Origin of the sequence: Paenibacillus swuensis, assembly GCF_001644605.1 — a bacterium.
Classification (GTDB): Bacteria; Bacillota; Bacilli; order Paenibacillales; family DY6; genus Paenibacillus_N; species Paenibacillus_N swuensis.
The window spans coordinates 2763964-2783660 of the sequence record NZ_CP011388.1 but is presented as its reverse complement, the minus strand read 5'-3'; the positions used below and the strand labels follow the sequence as shown (position 1 = coordinate 2783660).

At 50.1% G+C, this 19697-nt stretch carries 18 protein-coding genes; 11 read left to right on the top strand and 7 right to left on the bottom strand.

Annotated elements, in window-relative coordinates:
* Nucleotides 1-62 precede the first annotated feature (62 nt).
* Nucleotides 63-305, top strand: a complete 243-nt coding sequence (locus SY83_RS12320; RefSeq protein ID WP_068606889.1) for a hypothetical protein — start codon at nucleotides 63-65, stop codon at nucleotides 303-305.
* A 79-nt stretch (nucleotides 306-384) separates the two neighbouring features.
* Here SY83_RS12320 and SY83_RS12315 read toward each other — a convergent pair whose 3' ends face one another.
* Nucleotides 385-2256 carry an LTA synthase family protein gene (locus SY83_RS12315; protein ID WP_157279846.1) on the bottom strand — a complete coding sequence of 624 codons (1872 nt, stop codon included), beginning with the start codon at nucleotides 2254-2256 and terminating at the stop codon, nucleotides 385-387.
* Nucleotides 2257-2559: 303 nt separating this feature from the next.
* On the opposite strand from SY83_RS12315, the gene SY83_RS12310 reads away from it, so the two are divergent.
* The gene (locus SY83_RS12310; RefSeq protein WP_068606888.1) at nucleotides 2560-3375 is read left to right on the top strand and encodes an alpha/beta fold hydrolase; all 816 of its coding nucleotides are present in this window, start codon (nucleotides 2560-2562) and stop codon (nucleotides 3373-3375) included.
* On the opposite strand, the gene rnhA is transcribed toward SY83_RS12310, so the two are convergent.
* On the bottom strand, nucleotides 3350-3973 hold the full coding sequence (gene rnhA, locus SY83_RS12305; protein WP_068606887.1) for a ribonuclease H: 624 nt from the start codon (nucleotides 3971-3973) through the stop codon (nucleotides 3350-3352). The genes SY83_RS12310 and rnhA overlap by 26 nt on opposite strands.
* A gap of 208 nt (nucleotides 3974-4181) precedes the next feature.
* Nucleotides 4182-4652 (bottom strand): SRPBCC family protein, encoded by a 471-nt coding sequence (locus SY83_RS12300; protein WP_068606885.1) that lies wholly within the window; start codon nucleotides 4650-4652, stop codon nucleotides 4182-4184.
* Nucleotides 4653-4806: 154 nt separating this feature from the next.
* Here SY83_RS12300 and SY83_RS12295 point away from each other — a divergent pair, with 154 nt between their 5' ends.
* The 4 genes from SY83_RS12295 to SY83_RS12280 all read left to right on the top strand — a co-directional run bounded on the left by SY83_RS12295 (nucleotide 4807) and on the right by SY83_RS12280 (nucleotide 9986).
* Nucleotides 4807-5181 carry an antibiotic biosynthesis monooxygenase gene (locus tag SY83_RS12295; RefSeq protein WP_068606883.1) on the top strand — a complete coding sequence of 125 codons (375 nt, stop codon included), beginning with the start codon at nucleotides 4807-4809 and terminating at the stop codon, nucleotides 5179-5181.
* Between the two features lie 249 nt (nucleotides 5182-5430).
* Nucleotides 5431-8328 carry a 2-oxoglutarate dehydrogenase E1 component gene (locus tag SY83_RS12290; RefSeq protein ID WP_068606881.1) on the top strand — a complete coding sequence of 966 codons (2898 nt, stop codon included), beginning with the start codon at nucleotides 5431-5433 and terminating at the stop codon, nucleotides 8326-8328.
* A 5-nt stretch (nucleotides 8329-8333) separates the two neighbouring features.
* Entirely contained in the window at nucleotides 8334-9596 is a 1263-nt protein-coding gene (odhB, locus tag SY83_RS12285; RefSeq protein WP_068606879.1) for a 2-oxoglutarate dehydrogenase complex dihydrolipoyllysine-residue succinyltransferase, read from the top strand.
* 177 nt (nucleotides 9597-9773) lie between these two features.
* On the top strand, nucleotides 9774-9986 hold the full coding sequence (locus SY83_RS12280; RefSeq protein WP_068606877.1) for a DUF378 domain-containing protein: 213 nt from the start codon (nucleotides 9774-9776) through the stop codon (nucleotides 9984-9986).
* A 126-nt stretch (nucleotides 9987-10112) separates the two neighbouring features.
* Here SY83_RS12280 and SY83_RS12275 read toward each other — a convergent pair whose 3' ends face one another.
* Both SY83_RS12275 and SY83_RS12270 read right to left on the bottom strand, forming a co-directional pair.
* Nucleotides 10113-11354 (bottom strand): DUF445 domain-containing protein, encoded by a 1242-nt coding sequence (locus SY83_RS12275; protein WP_082882496.1) that lies wholly within the window; start codon nucleotides 11352-11354, stop codon nucleotides 10113-10115.
* Nucleotides 11355-11597: 243 nt separating this feature from the next.
* Entirely contained in the window at nucleotides 11598-12119 is a 522-nt protein-coding gene (locus SY83_RS12270; protein ID WP_068606875.1) for an ADP-heptose synthase, read from the bottom strand.
* Between the two features lie 326 nt (nucleotides 12120-12445).
* Here SY83_RS12270 and SY83_RS12265 point away from each other — a divergent pair, with 326 nt between their 5' ends.
* Nucleotides 12446-13357, top strand: a complete 912-nt coding sequence (locus SY83_RS12265; protein ID WP_068606873.1) for a transposase — start codon at nucleotides 12446-12448, stop codon at nucleotides 13355-13357.
* Nucleotides 13358-13856: 499 nt separating this feature from the next.
* Here SY83_RS12265 and SY83_RS12260 read toward each other — a convergent pair whose 3' ends face one another.
* Both SY83_RS12260 and SY83_RS12255 read right to left on the bottom strand, forming a co-directional pair.
* A complete protein-coding gene (locus SY83_RS12260; RefSeq protein ID WP_068606871.1) occupies nucleotides 13857-14360 on the bottom strand; it encodes a hypothetical protein in 504 nt (167 codons plus the stop codon).
* A gap of 54 nt (nucleotides 14361-14414) precedes the next feature.
* Nucleotides 14415-15437, bottom strand: a complete 1023-nt coding sequence (locus tag SY83_RS12255; RefSeq protein WP_068606869.1) for a LacI family DNA-binding transcriptional regulator — start codon at nucleotides 15435-15437, stop codon at nucleotides 14415-14417.
* Between the two features lie 241 nt (nucleotides 15438-15678).
* On the opposite strand from SY83_RS12255, the gene SY83_RS12250 reads away from it, so the two are divergent.
* The 4 genes from SY83_RS12250 to SY83_RS12235 are packed head-to-tail and all read left to right on the top strand — an operon-like array spanning nucleotide 15679 to nucleotide 19690.
* A complete protein-coding gene (locus tag SY83_RS12250; RefSeq protein ID WP_068606867.1) occupies nucleotides 15679-16998 on the top strand; it encodes an ABC transporter substrate-binding protein in 1320 nt (439 codons plus the stop codon).
* A 15-nt stretch (nucleotides 16999-17013) separates the two neighbouring features.
* Nucleotides 17014-17889 (top strand): carbohydrate ABC transporter permease, encoded by an 876-nt coding sequence (locus tag SY83_RS12245; RefSeq protein ID WP_068606865.1) that lies wholly within the window; start codon nucleotides 17014-17016, stop codon nucleotides 17887-17889.
* The gene (locus SY83_RS12240) at nucleotides 17876-18715 is read left to right on the top strand and encodes a carbohydrate ABC transporter permease (RefSeq protein WP_068606863.1); all 840 of its coding nucleotides are present in this window, start codon (nucleotides 17876-17878) and stop codon (nucleotides 18713-18715) included. Before SY83_RS12245 ends, SY83_RS12240 begins: the two co-directional genes overlap by 14 nt.
* A gap of 30 nt (nucleotides 18716-18745) precedes the next feature.
* Complete coding sequence (locus SY83_RS12235; protein ID WP_068606861.1) at nucleotides 18746-19690, top strand: MTP-1 family protein; 945 nt, start codon at nucleotides 18746-18748, stop codon at nucleotides 19688-19690.
* The last annotated feature ends 7 nt before the right edge of the window (nucleotides 19691-19697 follow it).

The following is a 19697-nucleotide window of genomic DNA, read 5'->3' as shown; positions in this document are numbered from 1 at the left end:
CTTCCCCAAGGCGCACGAAAAAATCTCTATCAAGGCCTCTCAGGATGGGAGACCGCTGGATCATGTCGCTTGATCGACTGCCAAGTATTAAAAGCATTTCAGCGCCGATGCTGGGTTATCCCGAAGAATCAGGTAACATTATTTTATTTCCGATGCTGGGTTATCCCCAAGAGTCAGGTGAAAGTTTACATTTTCACGCTTCCTTCTATAAACATATTAACCCAAATTTTCCAAATAACACTTCATTGCCTTCTTCGATTACACCACTGAGCATTCGGGATAACCCAGCATTCCAGTTCAAATAAGTATCAGTAACACCCATACTTGATATAATTTCTATATATCGAAAAAACCGGCACCCCAAGGCACCGGTCATTTCTTCATCTATTTCTCCGGGCTATGCTCCGGCAGTTGGCGCAGATAGCTGTCCGACAGGTTCATCAGCTCCAGCATATGATCATACTGCTCCTTCGTCACCTTACCCTTAACATCGGTAGTCTCATCCCCGCCGTTCAGCTGATAATAGGTGCCGTCTTCGTAACCGTCCCCCGGGATTAGCAGAGAATTATTGTTGACCACGGAGCCCGAAGGCAGATAATATCGTTCCGGGATAAAGTTCTCTGTCTGGTTGAGCAGATCCTGCCCGAAATGCAACTGCCCTTCAAGAGACGCGCCGGTCAGATTCGCAATCGTAGGCAATAAATCCACTTGTCCGCCCATCTGAGGAAATACCCGACCGGATGTAATCCCGTCGCCCGCCACAATCAACGGAATGTTAATCATTTCGGTGTAGCTGTACTCGTGACCGTAAATCTCCTTCAACAGCTCTTTATCGTTGTTATCCAGCGAATACACCGGCAGCCCCAGATGATCTCCGTACAGCACAACCAGCGAATTCTGCCAAATGCCGCGCGCCTTCAAATCCTCGATAAACAAACCAAGCGCATAGTCCGTATAGCTCTGGGAGCGAATATAATCCCCGACGAACGTATCCTTGAACCGCTCCGGCAACGCGATCTGATCCTTCTCCGGCGGTGTCGAGAACGGATGATGCGAGGTCATCGCAATCACATGCGCATAGAACGGGTTGCCCGTATCCTGCATGTCATCCAGTTTCTCAGCCGTCTTGCGGTACAGCACTTCATCCGAGGAGCCGAAGAACACTTTATCCTCATCCCCAAAAAATGCCCGGTCATAATAATGATCAAACCCGACCGCCTTATACAACTCTTTGCGATTCCAGAATTCGACCACATTCGTATGGAACGTAGCGGAAGTATACCCTTCCTGTTTCAAGAGCTTCGGCAAGCTCGGCACCGCTTTATCCGCGTAGATCATCGTCGACGCGCCGATCGGCGGCACATAGAACGACGTATTCACGACGAATTCCGCGTCCGAGGTGTTCCCTTGGCCCACATTTTGATAAAAGTTAGGGAAATAGAAGTGTTCCTTCACGAGGCGGTTCAGATTCGGCGTGACTTCCACCCCGTCCATCTTCAGGTTGATCAGGAAATTCTGGAACGATTCCAGCTGGATGATAATCACATTCTTCCCCTTCGCACTTCCCGCGAATGCCGGGTTTAACGGGGTTTCAATGCCTTTAAGGGCATTAACTTTCTCTTGCGTAATCTGCGATTTATCGACGGGCGGAAGCTCATCTTTTTTCAATATGGTATAAGCCTCATAATTCAAAATTCCCATCTCGGACGCTTTCTTAAGCTCATTCATACTTGCGCGGTTAGGCCACACATTCGCCATGCAAATAATGATCGACAGAAAGAACAATACCGCAACGACGCCGCGCCGCTCGGGCTTAGCCCCCCTCTTCTTCCACAACACCGCATTCTTGCCACGGAAGAAATAGTACCCCAGCACGATAATGTCAGTGAAGATAAACAGGAAATACGGATCCAGCAAGGAGAACACGGAATTCGACACAGCCGTCACTTGGTTCACTTGCTCCAGAGCATGGTAGGTCACAATGACGCCGTAGTATTTATAGTACATAATGGCCGCAAAAAAGATCGCCGTCAGCAACAAATTCACAATCATATAGAGCATCAATTTGCGCTTGGACGCGAACCATTCAATCAGACAAAAGATGATTAGCACCGAAGGAATTTCGGTAATTAACGGTGTTAAGGATAAGCCGTTGCCGAAGATGACGAAATAAGCCAAACAACTCTTCAACAGCAAGATAATCGAGAAAAATATGATAGGTTTCGCGCCGAACAAGCGTGCGTTATACGTTGACATGATTTGCCGTCCTTCCCCCAATCCAAACGAGCCTTCATTAAACCTTTACACAAAATCAAACGATAGACTCTATTATATACGAAAATGGGAGTAAAGTGGGAATCATTCTGTGAACATATCCTGATTTTGCGGTAAAAAAAGTTGCTTATAAGCTTATGCGCGCGACCTCGTCCGGGATACCAGAAGATGCACCATCACGCCTGCCGCAACGTATTGCACAAACAACGCACATGTTCAGCCCTTCCGACACATATGTTTAACTGAAAATGTGCAAATACCTGATCCAACGAGGAGGCATCTGGCATGGGCTACATCACCGTAGAAAGCGGCGTTAACTTATATTTTGAAGATATAGGCGAGGGCAAGCCTGTCTTATTTCTTCACGGATGGCCGCTAAACGGCCGCCAGTTCGAGTACCAGACCGGTGTCTTGCCCTATTACGGATTTCGTTGTATCACGATCGATTTCCGCGGTTTCGGTAATTCCGACAACCCTTGGCAAGGTTACAACTATGACCGTATGTCCGATGATGTGCGGAACGTAATCGAACGTCTTCAGTTAAACGAAGTGACTTTAGCCGGCTTCTCCATGGGCGGAGCGGTCGCCCTCAGGTATATGAGGCGTCACGCAGGCTCAAGGATTTCCAAGCTCGCGTTGCTCGCCGCGGCCGCTCCATCCTTCACACAGAAGCCGGGCTACCCTTACGGGATGAAACCGGAAGAAGTGAACAAGCTGATTGAGCAAACGTTCCGTGATCGACCTAAGATGCTGGCGGAGTTCGGCAAGAAGTTCTTCGCTTCCGACGTCACCCCCGCGTTCCGTCAATGGTTTCAATCTCTCGGGCTACAAGCTTCATTGCACGGCACTGTAGGCGGAGCCGCGGCTTTGCGTGACGAGGATATGCGTGCGGATTTAGCGGCGGTGCGGGTACCTACGGGCATCTTTCACGGAAAGCTGGATCAGATTTGTCCCTATGAGTTCGCACTGGAACTGCATAAAGGAATCCCTGGCTCCCTGCTTTACCCGTTTGAGAAAAGCGGTCACGCCATCTTCTATGATGAATTGGAACGTTTCAACGCGACGTTCCTGCAGTTTATTTCCGACCGTAATCGGCCTTGATTTCGCCCCAGCTTTTCGTTTGCCATTTCAACACTTTGTTGGTGTAGGTGTTCGTTTGCAGCCAACGCTCCGCACGGTCGACCAGATCCCAGATTTCCCGGGTGGATTCGTCGCGGGGCAGCGTGGTGGACACGGCCTTCTGTTTCACCCATTTGAGCGCGTTCATGGAATCGCTGTAAATCGTCTTGTTGCTTCCCATCTGCTTGAGGTAGGCGAGTCCATGCACGATAGCCAGAAATTCACCCAAATTATTGGTGCCTTTGGCAATCGGTCCCTTGGCGAATATAATTTCTCCGGTTCGGGTGTCGACCCCTTTATACTCCACAGGTCCCGGGTTCCCGCGGGTGCCCACATCCACGGACAAGCTGTCGTAATCAATATCATCCATAGAATATTGCCCGGCGGCTTCCTTCGTTTTCCCTTTATTGAACGATGCGCCCGCACCGGCCGCATAGGCTTTCTTCGCTTCAGCTTCCGATTCGTAGGATTTATACTTCGCTCCGGTATAGCCGTGAATTTGCTTTTGGCATTCAGGCCAGCTGGTATAGATGCCGGGGGCTCTGCCTGCCCAGACGACATAAAATTTACTTTTTGCCATAAAGATCTGTAAACTCCTTGATTGCTGTTTCTTCTCATTTTATCATTTATGAGAATCTATATCGAACGTGAATGTTAATTTTTATATGGACGCAAACAAAAGACATAGCTATGATATCGAAACCGCTTCCATGCCCTGCCTGTAAATGATGCGTATCGCGTACTATTTTCATGGGACTTTGGAGCAATTGTCGAATTTTCTTGCCGTTTTATAGATTCGGGACCATTCGCGCTCCCAGCAAACGGGAAACGGTACGTGCTCCGTCATGCATAACCTTATCGTGATTCCATACAAAAGCCGGCTTGAGCACCGGAGCTAGCCACCTCATCCATCGCTTGGTCGTGTCGACTTCCCATAGATAGCGAATGTGCGTGAAGTTTCCATTTTGCGAGAGATTGCATACCCCTCGGCCTTCCAGCTCCCCGGATACGGTAATTTCCAGAACATGAGGCTTCAACTTCCTGGTTACCGTGGATGTGAATGAGAGGGTATAAGGCAGCTTGGTTTTCACCACCGCCTCGTATTCATCGCCGCTTCCGTCCTTGTTCATCCCTTTAGCGGACTGCCGCATGGAGAGACCTTCCCAACCCTCGCTGAACCCCGCATTGCATAGCAGTTCCCACACCTGTTCAATCTCCGTTTCAAAAGTCCATTCCGTCACAAACGTATATTGCCTCATGGCCGTTCCCCCATGTCATATTGGTAGAGTAAACATTGCTATAAATGTAAATACCCAACTATGGGAAAATGACTTCATCCGGACCAAGTTTGTTTGGCGCATGCAGAATTGTTACACTGGACAAGTACATTTGATCCTTGAGGAGGAATAACTGATGTTGATGGTGACCAATACAATACAGATTCGTAAAGGACATGGCGAAGCGGTAGCGGAGCGTTTCAAGAATTCCAAAGGGGTTCATTTGATGCCCGGCTTTAAACGGATGGAGCTTTTACTTTCCAAAGAGAACGAAGAATACGAAGAGTTGAAGGTATGCACCTTATGGGAGTCGCATGACGCATTTGAAGGTTGGGTTAACAGCGATTCCTTTAAGCAAGCCCACGGAAACCGCGGCGGCGGAAAGCCTTCCGGCGATGCGGGTGCCGAAGCGCCGAAGCAACCCCCTGCTTCCGAAGAGGGACCGGTGATGCTCGGCGCGAAGTTGTCCAAGCACGAAGTATTGATGACCCGCGAGGCCGGAGAAGAATAATTAAAGCGGATTGACCATGATTGCAGCCCCTTCATCGGGGCTTTTTTGCGTACCATACGGTGAGGCAGCTTTATCCGGTGGCGATTTGGGTATAATTAGATGAGAGAAGGTTTAATCAATCTAATTCCGAGATCATTATCATCTGAAATAATGATTTTTTTTTATGGATTGAATCGTATTATAATGGTTCTATATGAAAATTAAGTGCGTTAACAAATCTCTAGCACAGAAAGACAGAGGGATCTACTAATGTCCAACAATAGTGCACATCCGCATGGACCATGGCAAGCTTACCTTGGCCCCAATCTTGGTTACATCCAAGAACAATATGATCTTTATTTAGCTGATGCAGACAGTGTCATTCCGGAATATCGGGAGCTGTTCGACCGCTACGGCGAACCTCCGCAAACGGAAGGCGCTTTTAATGAAGGCACATCGAATGCAAATACATCTTCAGCACAACCCGGATCCGCAAATTCCGGTGTGGATCCGAGCCTGATTAAGAAAGCGTTTGCGGCCGGTAAACTGGCCACAAAAATCCGCGCCTTCGGACATCTTGCGGCGAACCTCGATCCGCTTGGCATTCTTCAGAAACCGAGCGCCAACCTGATTGAACCCGAGACGTACGGGCTGAACCCCGCAGATTTGGCCGCTTTGCCTGCCGAATGGGTGTGGGAAGACGCTCCCGGAACATTCGCGAACGGATGGGAAGCCATCAATAAATTACGCGCGGCCTATTCGGGCACGATCGCCTATGAGTTCAGCCATGTGCACAACGAACAGGAGCGCGGTTGGCTTACGCAGCAAGCGGAATCTGTCATTCCGAATGCCGCTCTGGATCGCGAAGAGCGCGTGAAATTGCTGAACCGCTTGCTTGAAGCGGAACAATTCGAGGATTTCCTGCAGCGTACATTCGTCGGACAGAAGCGTTTCTCCATAGAAGGAAATGATGTGCTCGTGGCGCTCGTGGATGAGATCGTTCATGAGCTCGCCAATGACGGCGCGAAGAACATTCTGATGGGTATGGCCCATCGCGGACGCCTGAACGTGCTCGCGCATGTGCTTGGCAAACCATACAGCAAGATTTTCTCGGAGTTCCATCACTCCCCGAACAAGAATCTAATCCCGTCCGAAGGTTCCACCGGCATCAATTACGGCTGGACCGGCGACGTGAAGTATCACTTGGGTGCGAACCGCTCCATCCCTACCGGTGAAACGGCAGAGACTCGCCTGACACTGGCGAACAACCCGAGCCATCTGGAGTATGTGAATCCCGTTGTCGGCGGTTTCACACGCGCGGCTCAGGAAGACCGGAGCAAGCCGGGCTACCCGGTGCAACAGATGGATTCCGCAGCCTCCATCATTATGCACGGCGACGCCGCATTCTCCGGCGAAGGCATCGTAGCCGAGACGCTCAACTTCAACAACCTGAGAGGCTTCTCGGTGGGCGGCACGATTCACATTATTGTAAATAACAACGTCGGCTTCACCACCGACAGCTGGGATTCCCGTTCGACCCACTATGCCAGCGACTTGGCCAAAGGTTTCGAAATTCCAATCGTCCATGTGAACGCGGATGATCCGGAAGCGGTTATTGCCGCGGCCCGTATGGCTTCCGAGTACCGCACCAAATTCAAGAAGGACTTCCTGATTGATTTGATCGGATACCGCCGCTACGGACACAACGAAACCGATGATCCGGAAACAACCCAACCGCTGGTCTATCAGAAGGTGAGGAATCACCCGACCGTCAGCAAAGTTTATGCTGAAAAACTGATTCGTGAGCATGGCTTCACCGCGGAAGAAACCGACAGCATGAAAGCGGCTGTTCAGGATCGCCTGAAGACGGCTTACGACGAAATGAAGGCGCAGGACAAGGAAGATCCTACGCAACCCGCGAAGATCGGACATAACGATGAAGAGTCCGCTCCGAAGGGCACGGCCGTACCACTCGATACGCTTCGCCGCATTAATGAAGGCTTGCTTCGTTGGCCGGAGAAGTTCAACGTGTATCCGAAGCTGAAGCGGATTCTGGAGCGCCGCGCATCCTCGCTGGATGAAGGTCAGAAGGTGGATTGGGGGCATGCGGAAACGCTGGCATTCGCCTCGATCCTTGCCGACGGCCGTCCTATCCGGATTACCGGACAGGATGCGGAACGCGCGACGTTCGCTCACCGGAATCTGGTGCTCAGCGACTCCGTTACCGGCGAGAAGTTCTGCCCGCTGCATGTGTTGCCGGAAGCCAAGGCTTCCTTCGCCATTCACAACAGCTCCTTGTCCGAAGCCGGCGTTCTTGGTTTCGAATACGGATATAACGTGTTCTCTCCAGAGACGATGGTCATCTGGGAAGCCCAGTACGGCGATTTCGTAAACTGCGCGCAAGTGCTGATTGACCAGTTCATCTCGGCTGGCCGCTCCAAGTGGTCGCAGAAATCCGGAATCACCATGCTTCTGCCGCACGGCTTTGAGGGTCAAGGTCCGGAGCATTCCAGCGGTCGCTTGGAACGCTTCCTGCAGCTTTGCGGACAGGAGAACTGGACGGTTGCCAACCTGACCAGCGCATCGCAATATTTCCACTTGCTGCGCCGTCAGGCTTCCACAACCGCGACAGATGAAGCTCGTCCGTTAATTGTTATGGCGCCGAAGAGTCTGATTCGGAACCCGCGCGCGACTTCGGACGTTACTGATCTTAGCGAAGGCTCGTTCCGCCTCGTTGTGGAACAACCGGGACTCGGACAGAAGCCTGAAGCCGTTGAACGCTTGCTGCTCTGCACAGGCAAGATGGCCATTGATCTGGAAGACGCGCTGGAGAAAGAAGCTTCTTCCACCGATTGGTTGCACATCGTTCGCGTGGAACAGCTTTATCCGCTTCCGGTTCAGGAAATCAAGGCGATTATCGCCCGCTTCCCGAAACTGAAGGAAATTGTCTGGGTACAGGAAGAGCCTCGCAACATGGGTTCCTGGAGCTTCATGGAGCCGCGGATTCGCGAACTCGCGCCGGATCAAGTCGATGTCAGTTACATTGGCCGCCCGGACCGCGCAAGCCCGGCAACAGGCTATCAAGTCGTCCACGTTATGGAACAAGGGAACATCATCACGAAATCTTTTACTCAACAACAGAAGTTCGCAGTTAAGACGGGGAGGTAGCAACGATGTACGAAATTACAGTTCCGGCCATGGGTGAATCCATTACCGAAGGTACGATTTACCGCTGGGTCGTTAAAGCAGGAGATAAAGTAAGCTACGGAGACGTTCTACTTGAGATGGAAACGGATAAAGTGAACATTGAGATCAGCGCGGAAGCGGACGGCGTCGTGACGGAGATTCTCCGTCAGGAAGGCGACACCGTTTCCATCGGTGAAGTGCTGGGCCGCCTGGGAGCGGCGGACAGCGCAGCAGCTCCGGCAACGCCTGCGGCGGAAGCTCCGGCACCTGCAGCGCCCGTGGCGCCTGTAGCGCCGGCGGCACCGGCCGCCGCAAGCCAACCGGCTGCTGCCGCAGCGGGATCCGCAGCGGCATCGCCGGCCGCGCGCAAGCTGGCGCGCGAGAAAGGCATCGACCTGAACTCGGTCGATGCCCGGGATCCGCTGGGCCGCATAGCGCCTAGCGATGTGCAGTCCGCGGGCACACGCCCCGCGGCTGGACAAGCAGCGCCTGCTGCGAGCCCTGCGGCAGACAAGCCGGCGGCTGGCACGGCGGAGTTCAATCCGGCGAAGCCGGCTGAACGCAAGCGGATGTCTCGCCGCCGGCAGACGATTGCGAAGCGCTTGGTTGAAGCGCAGCAAACCGCAGCGATGCTGACGACGTTCAACGAAGTCGACATGACCGCGATTCTGGATGTGCGCAAGCGCCGGAAGCAGGCGTTCTTCGAGAAGAACGAAGTGAACCTGGGCTTCATGTCCTTCTTCACGAAGGCCGTAGTCGGCGCCTTGAAGAAGTTCCCGCTCCTGAACGCCGAAATTGACGGCGAAGACATTATTGAAAAGCACTTCTACGATATCGGTATTGCCGTAGCGGCCAAAGAAGGCTTGGTCGTTCCTGTCGTCCGCGATGCGGATCGTCTGGGCTTCGCGGAGATTGAACGCACGATCGGCGAGTTGGCTGGCAAAGCCCGCAAGAACGCTCTGGGTCTGAACGACCTGACCGGCGGTACTTTCACCATTACCAACGGCGGCGTGTTCGGCTCCCTGCTGTCTACTCCAATTCTGAATGCCCCGCAAGTCGGCATTCTGGGTATGCACAAAATTCAGCTTCGTCCGATTGCGATTGATGCGGAACGCATGGAGAATCGTCCGATGATGTACATCGCCCTTTCCTACGATCACCGGATCGTAGACGGCGCGGAAGCGGTACAATTCTTGGTGAAAGTGAAAGAATTGCTGGAAGATCCAGAAGCTCTTTTACTCGAAGGTTAATCATATTATTTCTAATAGAAGACTGGAAGTCGTCAGGTATCCTGACAGCTTCCAGTTTTTTATTTTGCCCCAGTTCCCGACACCTCCTCACTTCAATTTATAAAAATAGAATAGGAAACTGCTGCATGGTTCATACTGCTAATTAGATGACATACCAACAATTGGAGGGACACGGATATGGGAAATCTCAATACTATTGCCTTACTCTTACTAATTGTAGGGGGTTTAAACTGGTTACTGATCGGATTATTTCAATACGATCTGGTGGCATCCATCTTCGGCGGCCAAGATACTCTCGCCGCGAGATTTGTTTATGTTGTTGTGGGCATCTGCGCCCTTTACTGCTTGAAGTTCCTCAGCAACGCGGGTAATATCGGCCGATCCAGATAACACAAAGGAGCATAACATTTCGTACTGCCCTGCATCCCCCCTTGAAAATCAAAAAACCAAGGAGTCACCTCCTTGGTTTACCACCGGTATTACCTATAAGCTCTCCATCTAAAGTTACCTGGGAACCTATACCATAAATTTAATGCCTTGAAGAATAATCCCGATCAAAAACCCGCAAACCGCCCCGTTGACGCGAATCCATTGCAGATCTTTACCAATTTTGTCCTCCATCATCTCAATCAGCATCTTGTTGTCGAACTTATCCACGTTCTCCCGTATAAGTTGGCCGATTTTACTATGGTTGGCTTCAATTAGGCGGGACAACTGACTCTGCAACCAAATCTGTACCTTATCCATCAGATCGGGGCTGTTCCTCAGATGATCCACGACTTTGCGTAGTAACGGCTGAACATACTGTTCCTCAAACCCCGGTCCCGAAATAAACTGCAGCGCCTTATGTCTTAAATCGTCCAATATTTTGGCCAGCTTCTCCGGTGTTTCCGGATGATTCAGCACCGAAGCGCGCCAGCCTTCCAATGCCTCCAACAACTTGGGATTCTCGTCCGCACTGACAATCATCCGGCGGATTTCCAGCAACAGCAGCATTCGAAGCGGATGCTCCTGGTTTGCTTTCATCTCCTGGATATTGTTCAACAGCATATTCTGAATCATGGTGCCCAGCTTTTCTTCTGTCATGTACCCAATAAAGGCATTCAGCGCCAGCTGCATCAGTCCGTTGACCTGAAGCTTCGATAATGCCTCTGCGGCCATAGCGCCGACCTGTTGCCGGAAATGCGGATCCCCCACCAAGTTCTCTGCCTTATCCAAAAGAAAACTTACCGCTTGTTCATCGTATCCCCGATGAATAATCTCTTGCTGCACCCGGTTTAGCACGGAGCGTAAATCAAAGCTCTCCGCCTGTGACCGCAGCATGGGATAAATCCATTCCACCACCTGAGCAGGTTGTAACTGTCTTAACCCATACTCGGCCATGGAAACGACCGCCGCCGAGCCTTCAGCCAGCCGCTCTTCAGCAAGGCTGAGTAATCGTTCATGAATACGCAGCTCCGCCACTTTCGCCTTCAGACTTTCTTCCGTCAGCAAATCATTCTCGATCGCGCTAATCAGAGAATCCACCACTCGATCCCGATTCTTCGGCAACAGAGCGGTATGCGGAATCGGAATGCCCAGCGGATGACGGAAGAGCGCCGTTACGGCGAACCAGTCCGCCAAACCGCCGACTAATCCGGCCTCAAAGCCGCTTTGCAGCAGCTCCCCTACATGATTGTCCTGAAACGGTAACGTTGCCAGAAATCCCGCGCCCATGGCGACGAGCGAGACGGTTGCCGCATGTTTAGCTTGTCCCATCCATAACCCCTCTTTTGACTGTATTGTAGTATTTACCAAAATGATGATCCTATGGCTTTATTCTACCACAATCCAAAGAGGTTCCAAATGTCGGCCGATTGTCGCTGATTTAAAACCAACGTACTACGGCCACACAGCGATATGGAATTTCCTTCTTAACCTAATTAAATAGGAATTCATCAGAAAATAAACAAAAGCCCTGCCGCAGGGCAGAGCTAGCTAATGAGATAAACGATGTAATCCTTATAAATCGCTATAGTAACGTTCAATTCCTTCATCCAGCGCGTACTCAAAATCGTCAATGTCCACGATCAACACGGGCACACCCGCCTCAAGCATCCGTTCAATCATATCCACTTGATCCGTCAACAGTGGCGCCTTTTCGTGAATGGCTGTCAGCATCAGCTCCGTCTCCACCGGATCGAACTTCTCGCCGTATTGCGCGCTTTCTGTAGCATAAATGACGGTAAGCGACACATTCTCATGAATGGGCAAAGCGGGACTTTTGCGCCACGGCGCGACCAGGCTGTTTCGGATTCGCTTCGCGTAGAATGGCTGTTCAAAGAATTTTATTAGCTCACGAATCGATTCCTTGGCATGTCGGTCATCCTCCGGGTCAGGCATCACCGGATCTTCACTGTTTGCAATTTCATGTAACTCCCCTACAGTTGAGGAGGGGATGATATATTCCACCGGCTTATCCGGCAACAGTAAATGCCCATAAATAGCGAGCATTACAGCTTCTATGACAAAACGCGTCTGCATTTGCGTATTCCTTTCAGGTTGTTATGAATTGTAATATGATAGCATAACGATACAACCTTCGGGGAAGACGGTCAAGGGGCAAGTATAATATGGATGATCCCGTGTTGGTGTCGAGTCAGGAATTGCATTGAACTATCTCCTAAACCACAAAAATAGCGATATCCCATTGACTCAGCTAAATTTTTGGATGATGATTACGGGTCTCACTTTGTCCCAGACGCGAAGTAATTTGAAAAAATATACATTTCATATTGAAATAAGAACATTTGTTTGGTATAATGAGTTTATAAATTTATATGTATTGGTTAATTTAAGGAGGGTAGTCTATGGCGGGTGCCGTTACGGTTGAGCAGTTTTGTAAGAAGTATCGGGATGAAGAGTCATGTGTGGATATACTGGCTGCATTGCGGTGGGGTAACGGGTTTCACTGTTCTCATTGCGGGCACAACGGCGCTACGGTCATGACGACGCGGAGACTTCCTTTGTATCAATGCCAAGCCTGTCGGCGCCAAACCTCCCTCATTAAAGGAACCGTTATGGAAGGCAGCCGCACTTCACTGCATAAGTGGTTTCCAGCGTTGTTTCTGCTTGCGGATCCAGACTCTTCCACGAACGCGGTGCAACTTACCCAAATCCTCTCTGTCACTTACAAAACAGCCTGGCTCATCTTCCACAAAATCCGCCACGCCATCTCTTGCGCCGATGCGAAGCAGCTTCTGACGGGGTTAGTTGACATTACTTTCTCCAATTATAATCACACGAATTATTGGAAGGAATCCTCTCAACCTCAGCTAAACCAAGTACCGTTTATAGCCGGTGCGACTACGAACTTTTTTGGCGAGGTGACTTATTTTAAGTTAAAGCAAGTTCATCTCCCGTCCCGCCCTACATCAAGGGAGCCTCTTGATGTCGACTATGACCGGTTTATTATGGAGCATGTTTCTTCTCAAGTTAGAAACCCAAACGTTTATAAATACGAGAATGATTTTAGAGCCTCCGAAACGTTACGCCTATTCTGCCAAATGGTCACCGACAGCATCAACGACAGGTATTTCGGCGTAAGTCCGAAGCATCTTCAAGCTTATCTGGATGAACTTTGTTTCCGCACGATTAATTCGGTTCGTCCAAACAGAGGCGTTGTCAGGCTATTCAAGATGCTCGCAACCACGGCCACAATCACCTATAAACAATTAATTGCCCCTGCTCGGATGCCAGAACCTGTACAATTTGCAGCTTAAAATTTAAAGTATTTATTGAAGTAAATTGACTCAGCTAATTTTGAGAGCTTTTTATAATAATCAACTTACTCAGCTGTAACGAACTCTATTTACATCCGTATGCGGATTCGCACTGGTATTGGCACTACACTGGTACTACACTGGTACTGCCATTACACTGGCACTGTACTGGCACTGCACTGGCACTGTACTGGCACTGCACTGGCACTGCACTGCACTGCACTGGCACTACTGCACTTGCACTACTGGCACTGCTTCCGCTCCTCCTGAGCCAATGGGATATCGCTATTTTGTATATTTTAGAGATACTGAGTGCATAACTGCTCCGACACCACTACCCCTTCCAATCTTCTTGAACCCTTCCACTCCTACTGAGCCATTGGGATATCGCTATTTTGCCTCATTTATAGGTACTTAACTGCTTCCGACTAGACCACGAATAAGCCTATCCTCACGTTATAGAGAGCCGAAACCATATGACTACATTAATCCCATTCTCTTATATAGTTGAGTTGCTTGCCGCCGCTTGTTGTCTTTTTTGAATGGCGTACATTCCCATAATCACAGCGACAAGTTCATAAGAATCCAGCACCTCACCCTGATTGCTCAGAAGAAATGCGCCTGAAGAGAACCAACCGTTTACTTGTTCAAACCTTGTAATGCGCGCACCTGATTCATCCATAACCTCGTATTCTTTAGAGAATGCCGGAGAGAGAATCTCATAACTGCCCCGTGTACCGGTTTCATAGGTGAATTTCTTGGTAAATAACGAAAACCGACCTTTTAACACACCGATTCGTTCATCGTTCACATCGGTAATTTCCCATTTTCCCGAAAGGAACGGAAAACTTCCCTTACATAGCAGCTGCCCCTCTGGTCCATATACATCAATTGCAGAGCCAAAGGCACTCTTCAAATCCACTTGACCCACAGCATGTTCCTGTTCGTTGAGAATCTCCGTCATCCCGCTGCTAAAGAAATTGTCCCGAAAATACAAATCCATGATCCTCGCCTCCTTTAGAATAAATACGCTTCCTGAGGCGATATAGTTACAACTTTATTCCCCTTTCACAGGCCCCGTAGACTCACGTATCAATAACCGGGTTGGCAGCAACAGCTCCGTGTACGGCTCATCTGGTTCACGCAACCGTTCCATAAGCCGTTCCACGGCTTTTACCGCGAAGAGCTTCAGGTTCACGTCCACGGTCGTTGTGGGTGGAGCGGAAACCCGGGAGAGGTAGCCGTTATCGAAACTAACTACCGACACGTCCTCCGGTATGTGCAGACCTTGTTGCCGCAGCGCCGCGTTCAAGAAGAAGCCCAACCCGTCGTTGACGCAGAACCAGGCCGTGGGTTGCTCCGATAAGGCTTGTACTTGTTGTGTAACATAAGCACTTTCTTCCACGGCCTCCGTCAGCATCCATTCCTTCATAACCGGTAAATCCCTTTCATCCATGGCCATTCGGAAGCCGTCCATCCTCTCGGCATAGCTCGGAGAGAACCGGACGTTGCCGAGAAATCCGATGCGTCTATGCCCAAGCTCAATCAGATATCGAACCGCATCATATGCGCCGTACCTGTTATTCGTTAGGATGCTGTCCGCTTGAATGCGCGGATGATGGTGATCAATCAACACCGCAGGAATACCTGTTGCAATGACATCATTAATATAATCCGTCGTAATGTGGGAAAGTATAATCACGCCGTCCACGGATTTATTCAGGAGAAACGGAGGAAGAATCTTCTGCTCAGCAGACTCCGCATCCACGGACTGGATGATGACCTCATACCCTTCCTCTCGTGCTTCTCTTTCTATGCTTAAGTAAATTTCACCGAAAAACCCTTGCATACTAAACGCAAAATCAGAAGCGATCAAAGCAATCGTTCCCGTCTTTGCGGTTTCCGAATGCTGCAACTTCTTCGATTTCGTATACTCATAACCTAGCCGTTCCGCGGTCTCCAGAATTAACCGGCGCGTCTCTTCACTTACACCGTCTTTCCCTGACAACGCCTGGGATACAGAGTTTTTGGATAACTTGAGTTCATCTGCGATACGTTGCATCGTTATTTTGGATTTCATGCCGATTCCTCCTTTTCCCTATCTAATTCACGCTAATCAAGTCATATTCAAATTATTGTAACGTTACTTTTATGAAAAGTAAATGGAATCATGACACTTACCTAACAGAGCGGACACCCAATAACTCACCTTAATAATCACTTGACATTTGCATTACAAAATATTCATAATAAAGTTCATAAGCGCTTACAATATATTTTGTAACGTTACATAGCATGACCAGACATAAGGAGGATCTTCCATGAACAAGCTGCTTTCCGCACTCCTCGTAACAGCCATTACTTGTACCGCCTTAGTTGCATGTTCCACGGATAAGAACAGTAACAGCGCAGGGGAACGTTCGGACGGTGTGACAACTATTGAATTCTGGGCAGCACCAAATCCGCCCCAGCAGGCTTACTGGAAAGAATTAGCCGCGGCTTACGGTAAAGTAAATCCTAAAGTAAAGATCGAAGTGAGCCCGATTAAAGAGTCACCTACATCGGAAGCCAGTATCCAGTCCGCCCTGGTCGGCAAAGCGGCGCCTACGATGTCGGAGAATATGAACCGGGGTTTTGCCGCCCAGTTAGCGAACAGTAAAGCTCTGGTTCCTCTAAACACTTTAGAAGGTTTTGATGAAATCATCAAAAACCGAAACATGTCAGGCACTGTTGCCCCATGGAAATTTGCTGACGGCAATCAATATGTGCTGCCCGTGTACTCGAATGCCATGCTCTTTGGTTGGCGTATTGACATTTTGAAGGAAGCCGGCGTAACGAAGGTCCCGCAAACCTACAGTGAAATGCTCGAAGCAACCACGAAGCTGAAGGCGAAGTTTCCGGATAAATACATGTGGGCCAAGCCGGATTTGGCCGACCCTACCTTCTATATGCGTTGGTTCGATTTTTTCATGCTTTATAACGCCGCCTCTGAAGGTAACAAGTTTATCGAAGGGGATGACTTTGTAGCGGATGACCATGCAGGCATCACAGCTCTCACATTTATGGATGACCTAAGAAAAGCGAACGGGATTCTATCACAAACGGTTGTCGAGCCCTTCGAAACAGGCGTGGGCGCCTTTGTGGATATTGGGCCCTGGACTTTCTCGATGTGGGAAGAAAAGTTTCCCGAATTGAAACTGAATGAAACCTTCGCGCTTTCGATGCCTCCTGTTCCCGACGGAATGGACCCGGCAACCAGCAAGACGTTCGCAGATACGAAAGGCTTGGTCATCTATGCTCAGGCTTCGAAAGCTGAACAGAAAGCCGCATTCGAATTCATTCAATGGGTGTATGCCAATGACGAGAATGACGTGGAATGGTTTGAAACCACTAAGCTTCCTCCTGCCCGTGATGATATGACGACCAATCCGGCGTTTAAACCGCTGCTGGAACAGAACCCAGAGCTTAAACCTTATGCCGAAAACGTGGTTAACGCCATTCCACCTATGGATAACGGCCAATTTGTCGATTTGCAGACGTTAATCGGCCAAGAAGCATTCAACAAAGTGGTACGGGGAAAAATCACCCCGGAAGAAGGATGGGCCAATATGAAGGAAGCTATCGAAGGCGTTCTTCAATAAAGGGAGTTTATTCTAATGGAAAAGAACAATAACCGATTAGGCTGGCTATTCACCAGCCCTTACTTGATCTACTCAGTCCTCTTTTTTTTCGGACCGCTCCTTTGGTCCTTCTATCTTTCTTTTACCGACTGGGATCTTATTGCTCCTTCTTATAATTTTGTGGGTTTCAGCAACTTCGCGGATGCTTTGAGTTCCAAGGCTGTACATGCGGCGTTCTGGGTGACGTATAAATTCATGATGATTTTCGTCCCTCTTGTTACTGCTATGGCTATGGCGGTCGCCGTCATCGTGCATAGTTTACCCAGATTAAAAAGCTTGTTTCTTATCGGATTTTTCTTGCCTTATCTGTCTTCAGGCGTAGTGTCATCTCTGATCGTGAAGGGGATTCTTTCGTATACAAGCCCACTCAACACCTCGCTCCGCAAGCTTGGCATTCAGGTGGATTGGCTGGGAACCCCGATCGCAGCCCTGTTTGTTGTCGGACTCATTTTGGCATGGAAATTCACCGGCTATTACGCCTTAATCCTTACGTCGGGTTTGTCCAGCATCGACAATGAAATTTATGAAGCAGCCGCGATTGACGGCGTCTCGGATCGGCAACGCTTCTGGCGCATTACGCTGCCGCTGCTCTATCCTGCTTTGTACACAACTTTGATTCTGTCGTTCGGGGTAACATTCAGCATCTTCACCGAGGTGTATCAATTAACGGGCGGTGGACCGAATTTCGCAACGAATACCTGGCAAATGGAGATTTTCAATCAAGCCTTCAGAAATCTGAAAGCCGGATATGCTTCAGCCGTCGCGCTGCTTGCATCCGTAGCTACCTTTGTCTCCATCTTCGGGATTCGAAAACTGCTGGAAATGTGGGGGAAACGCAATGGTTGGATCTAAACGCAACAAGAAAAGCCGTCTCGCTGCACGATACACAATCGCATACGGTCTGCTGTTCGTGATGGTATATCCGTATTTATACATGGTGCTCCATTCCTTCGCGGATTGGAGTCAGGTCGACCGCAAGATGGTGCCAAGCTCCTTCTCACTCAAGTCTTACGAATGGCTTTTCGCCGGGGGTGAGACGGGCACGCCGCGCCCTTGGCTTCATTCCTTTTTCAACAGCGCGTTCGTTTCCTTAGCCTCCACCGCCTTAATGATGGTGTCCGGTGTAATGGTTGCGTACGCTCTGGCTAAACTCAATTTTCGGGGCCGGGATACCATTAACAATTTTGTCTTGTTCCATATGTTCTTCCCGGCGATTATTCTGCTCATTCCGACGTTCCTTATTGTGCAGAATGCAGGATTGTACGACTCCTATATGGGGATGATCCTCCCGAAAGCCGTCAGTTTATGGGCGATCTTCATGTATACGAATTTCTTCAAAGCCATTCCAACCGTCTTCATTGAAGCAGCTAAACTGGACGGAGCCAGCGATTTCAAAATCATGTACCGCATCATGCTGCCGATGTCCAAGTCGATCACGACTGTGGTTTTCCTGTTCCTGCTGATGGAACGTTGGACAGAGCTTCTCTGGGATATGATCGTTGTGCGCAGCGATGAATTACTAACGTTAAATGTGCTTTTGTCCCAAATGTTCGCGCCCTACAAAACTTATCCCGGGCCATTATACGCCGCTTCCGTGTTGCTGACGCTGCCGATTATCGTGATGTTCTTTATATTCGGCAAAAAGTTTCAGGAAGGCATGCAGTTTAACCTCAAATAACACCTTACACCGGAGAGGAGCGTTTCCATCATGACATCACTCATCAAAACCGAAGTGAAAACCTGTCAAGAATTATTACTTCAATATGCGAATACGCAAGGATCTACAAGCGATGTTCAAAAAATCGTATTCACCGAAGTCGAAGGCAAAGATGTCTATAACATTACCGCGCCATTCCTCGACGAAGGAGAGCTTGTCATCGCCGGACGTGTCGAGGCCCGGGACAGCGAGCATTCGGACATTATGTTCTTCATCCAGCGTGGCGGCCGCTGGGGAGTACGCGAAGGCGCACCGATCCTTCACCTGCAGGATCCATTCTACACCCGGGTTGCCGGGGAACTTGTGCTGGGCGGTGTGGAGATTTACCCGCATCCGGAGCAGCGGGGTGCTCTGAAATGGCGCACCTCCTTCTATCGCGGCGCCACCGTCGCTTCGCTGAAGCCGTTCTTTAAAGGACCGGACGGAATGAAAGACATTCGTCCGGTCGAATTAGCCGACGGCTCCATCGGCGTGTTTACCCGGCCGCAAGGCGACAAGGGAGGCCGCGGCAAGATCGGGTATTTGCGCGTCGCGTCGCTTGACGCGCTTACGTGCGAAGCCATCGAGGCCGCGCCGCTGCTCGAAGGCCAGTTCGCCGACGGCGAATGGGGCGGCGCGAACGAGGCGCACCTGCTCGGGAACGGCCTTGTCGGCGTACTCGGGCATATCGCCTGCTTCGACGCCCAGGGAGACCGCCATTACTATCCGATGGCGTTCGCCTTTGATCCGGAAACGGAACGTTTCTCGGACATGGCGCTCATCGCTGTGCGCGCGGCGTTCTTACCCGGGCCCTCCAAGCGCCCGGACCTGGAGGACGTTGTCTTCAGCGGAGGACTCGTCCGGAATAACGACGGCACCGCCGTGCTCTACGCCGGCATCAGCGATGCAGAAGCGCAGCGGATCGTGATTGCGGATCCTTTTGACCAATATGAATAAACGCTTG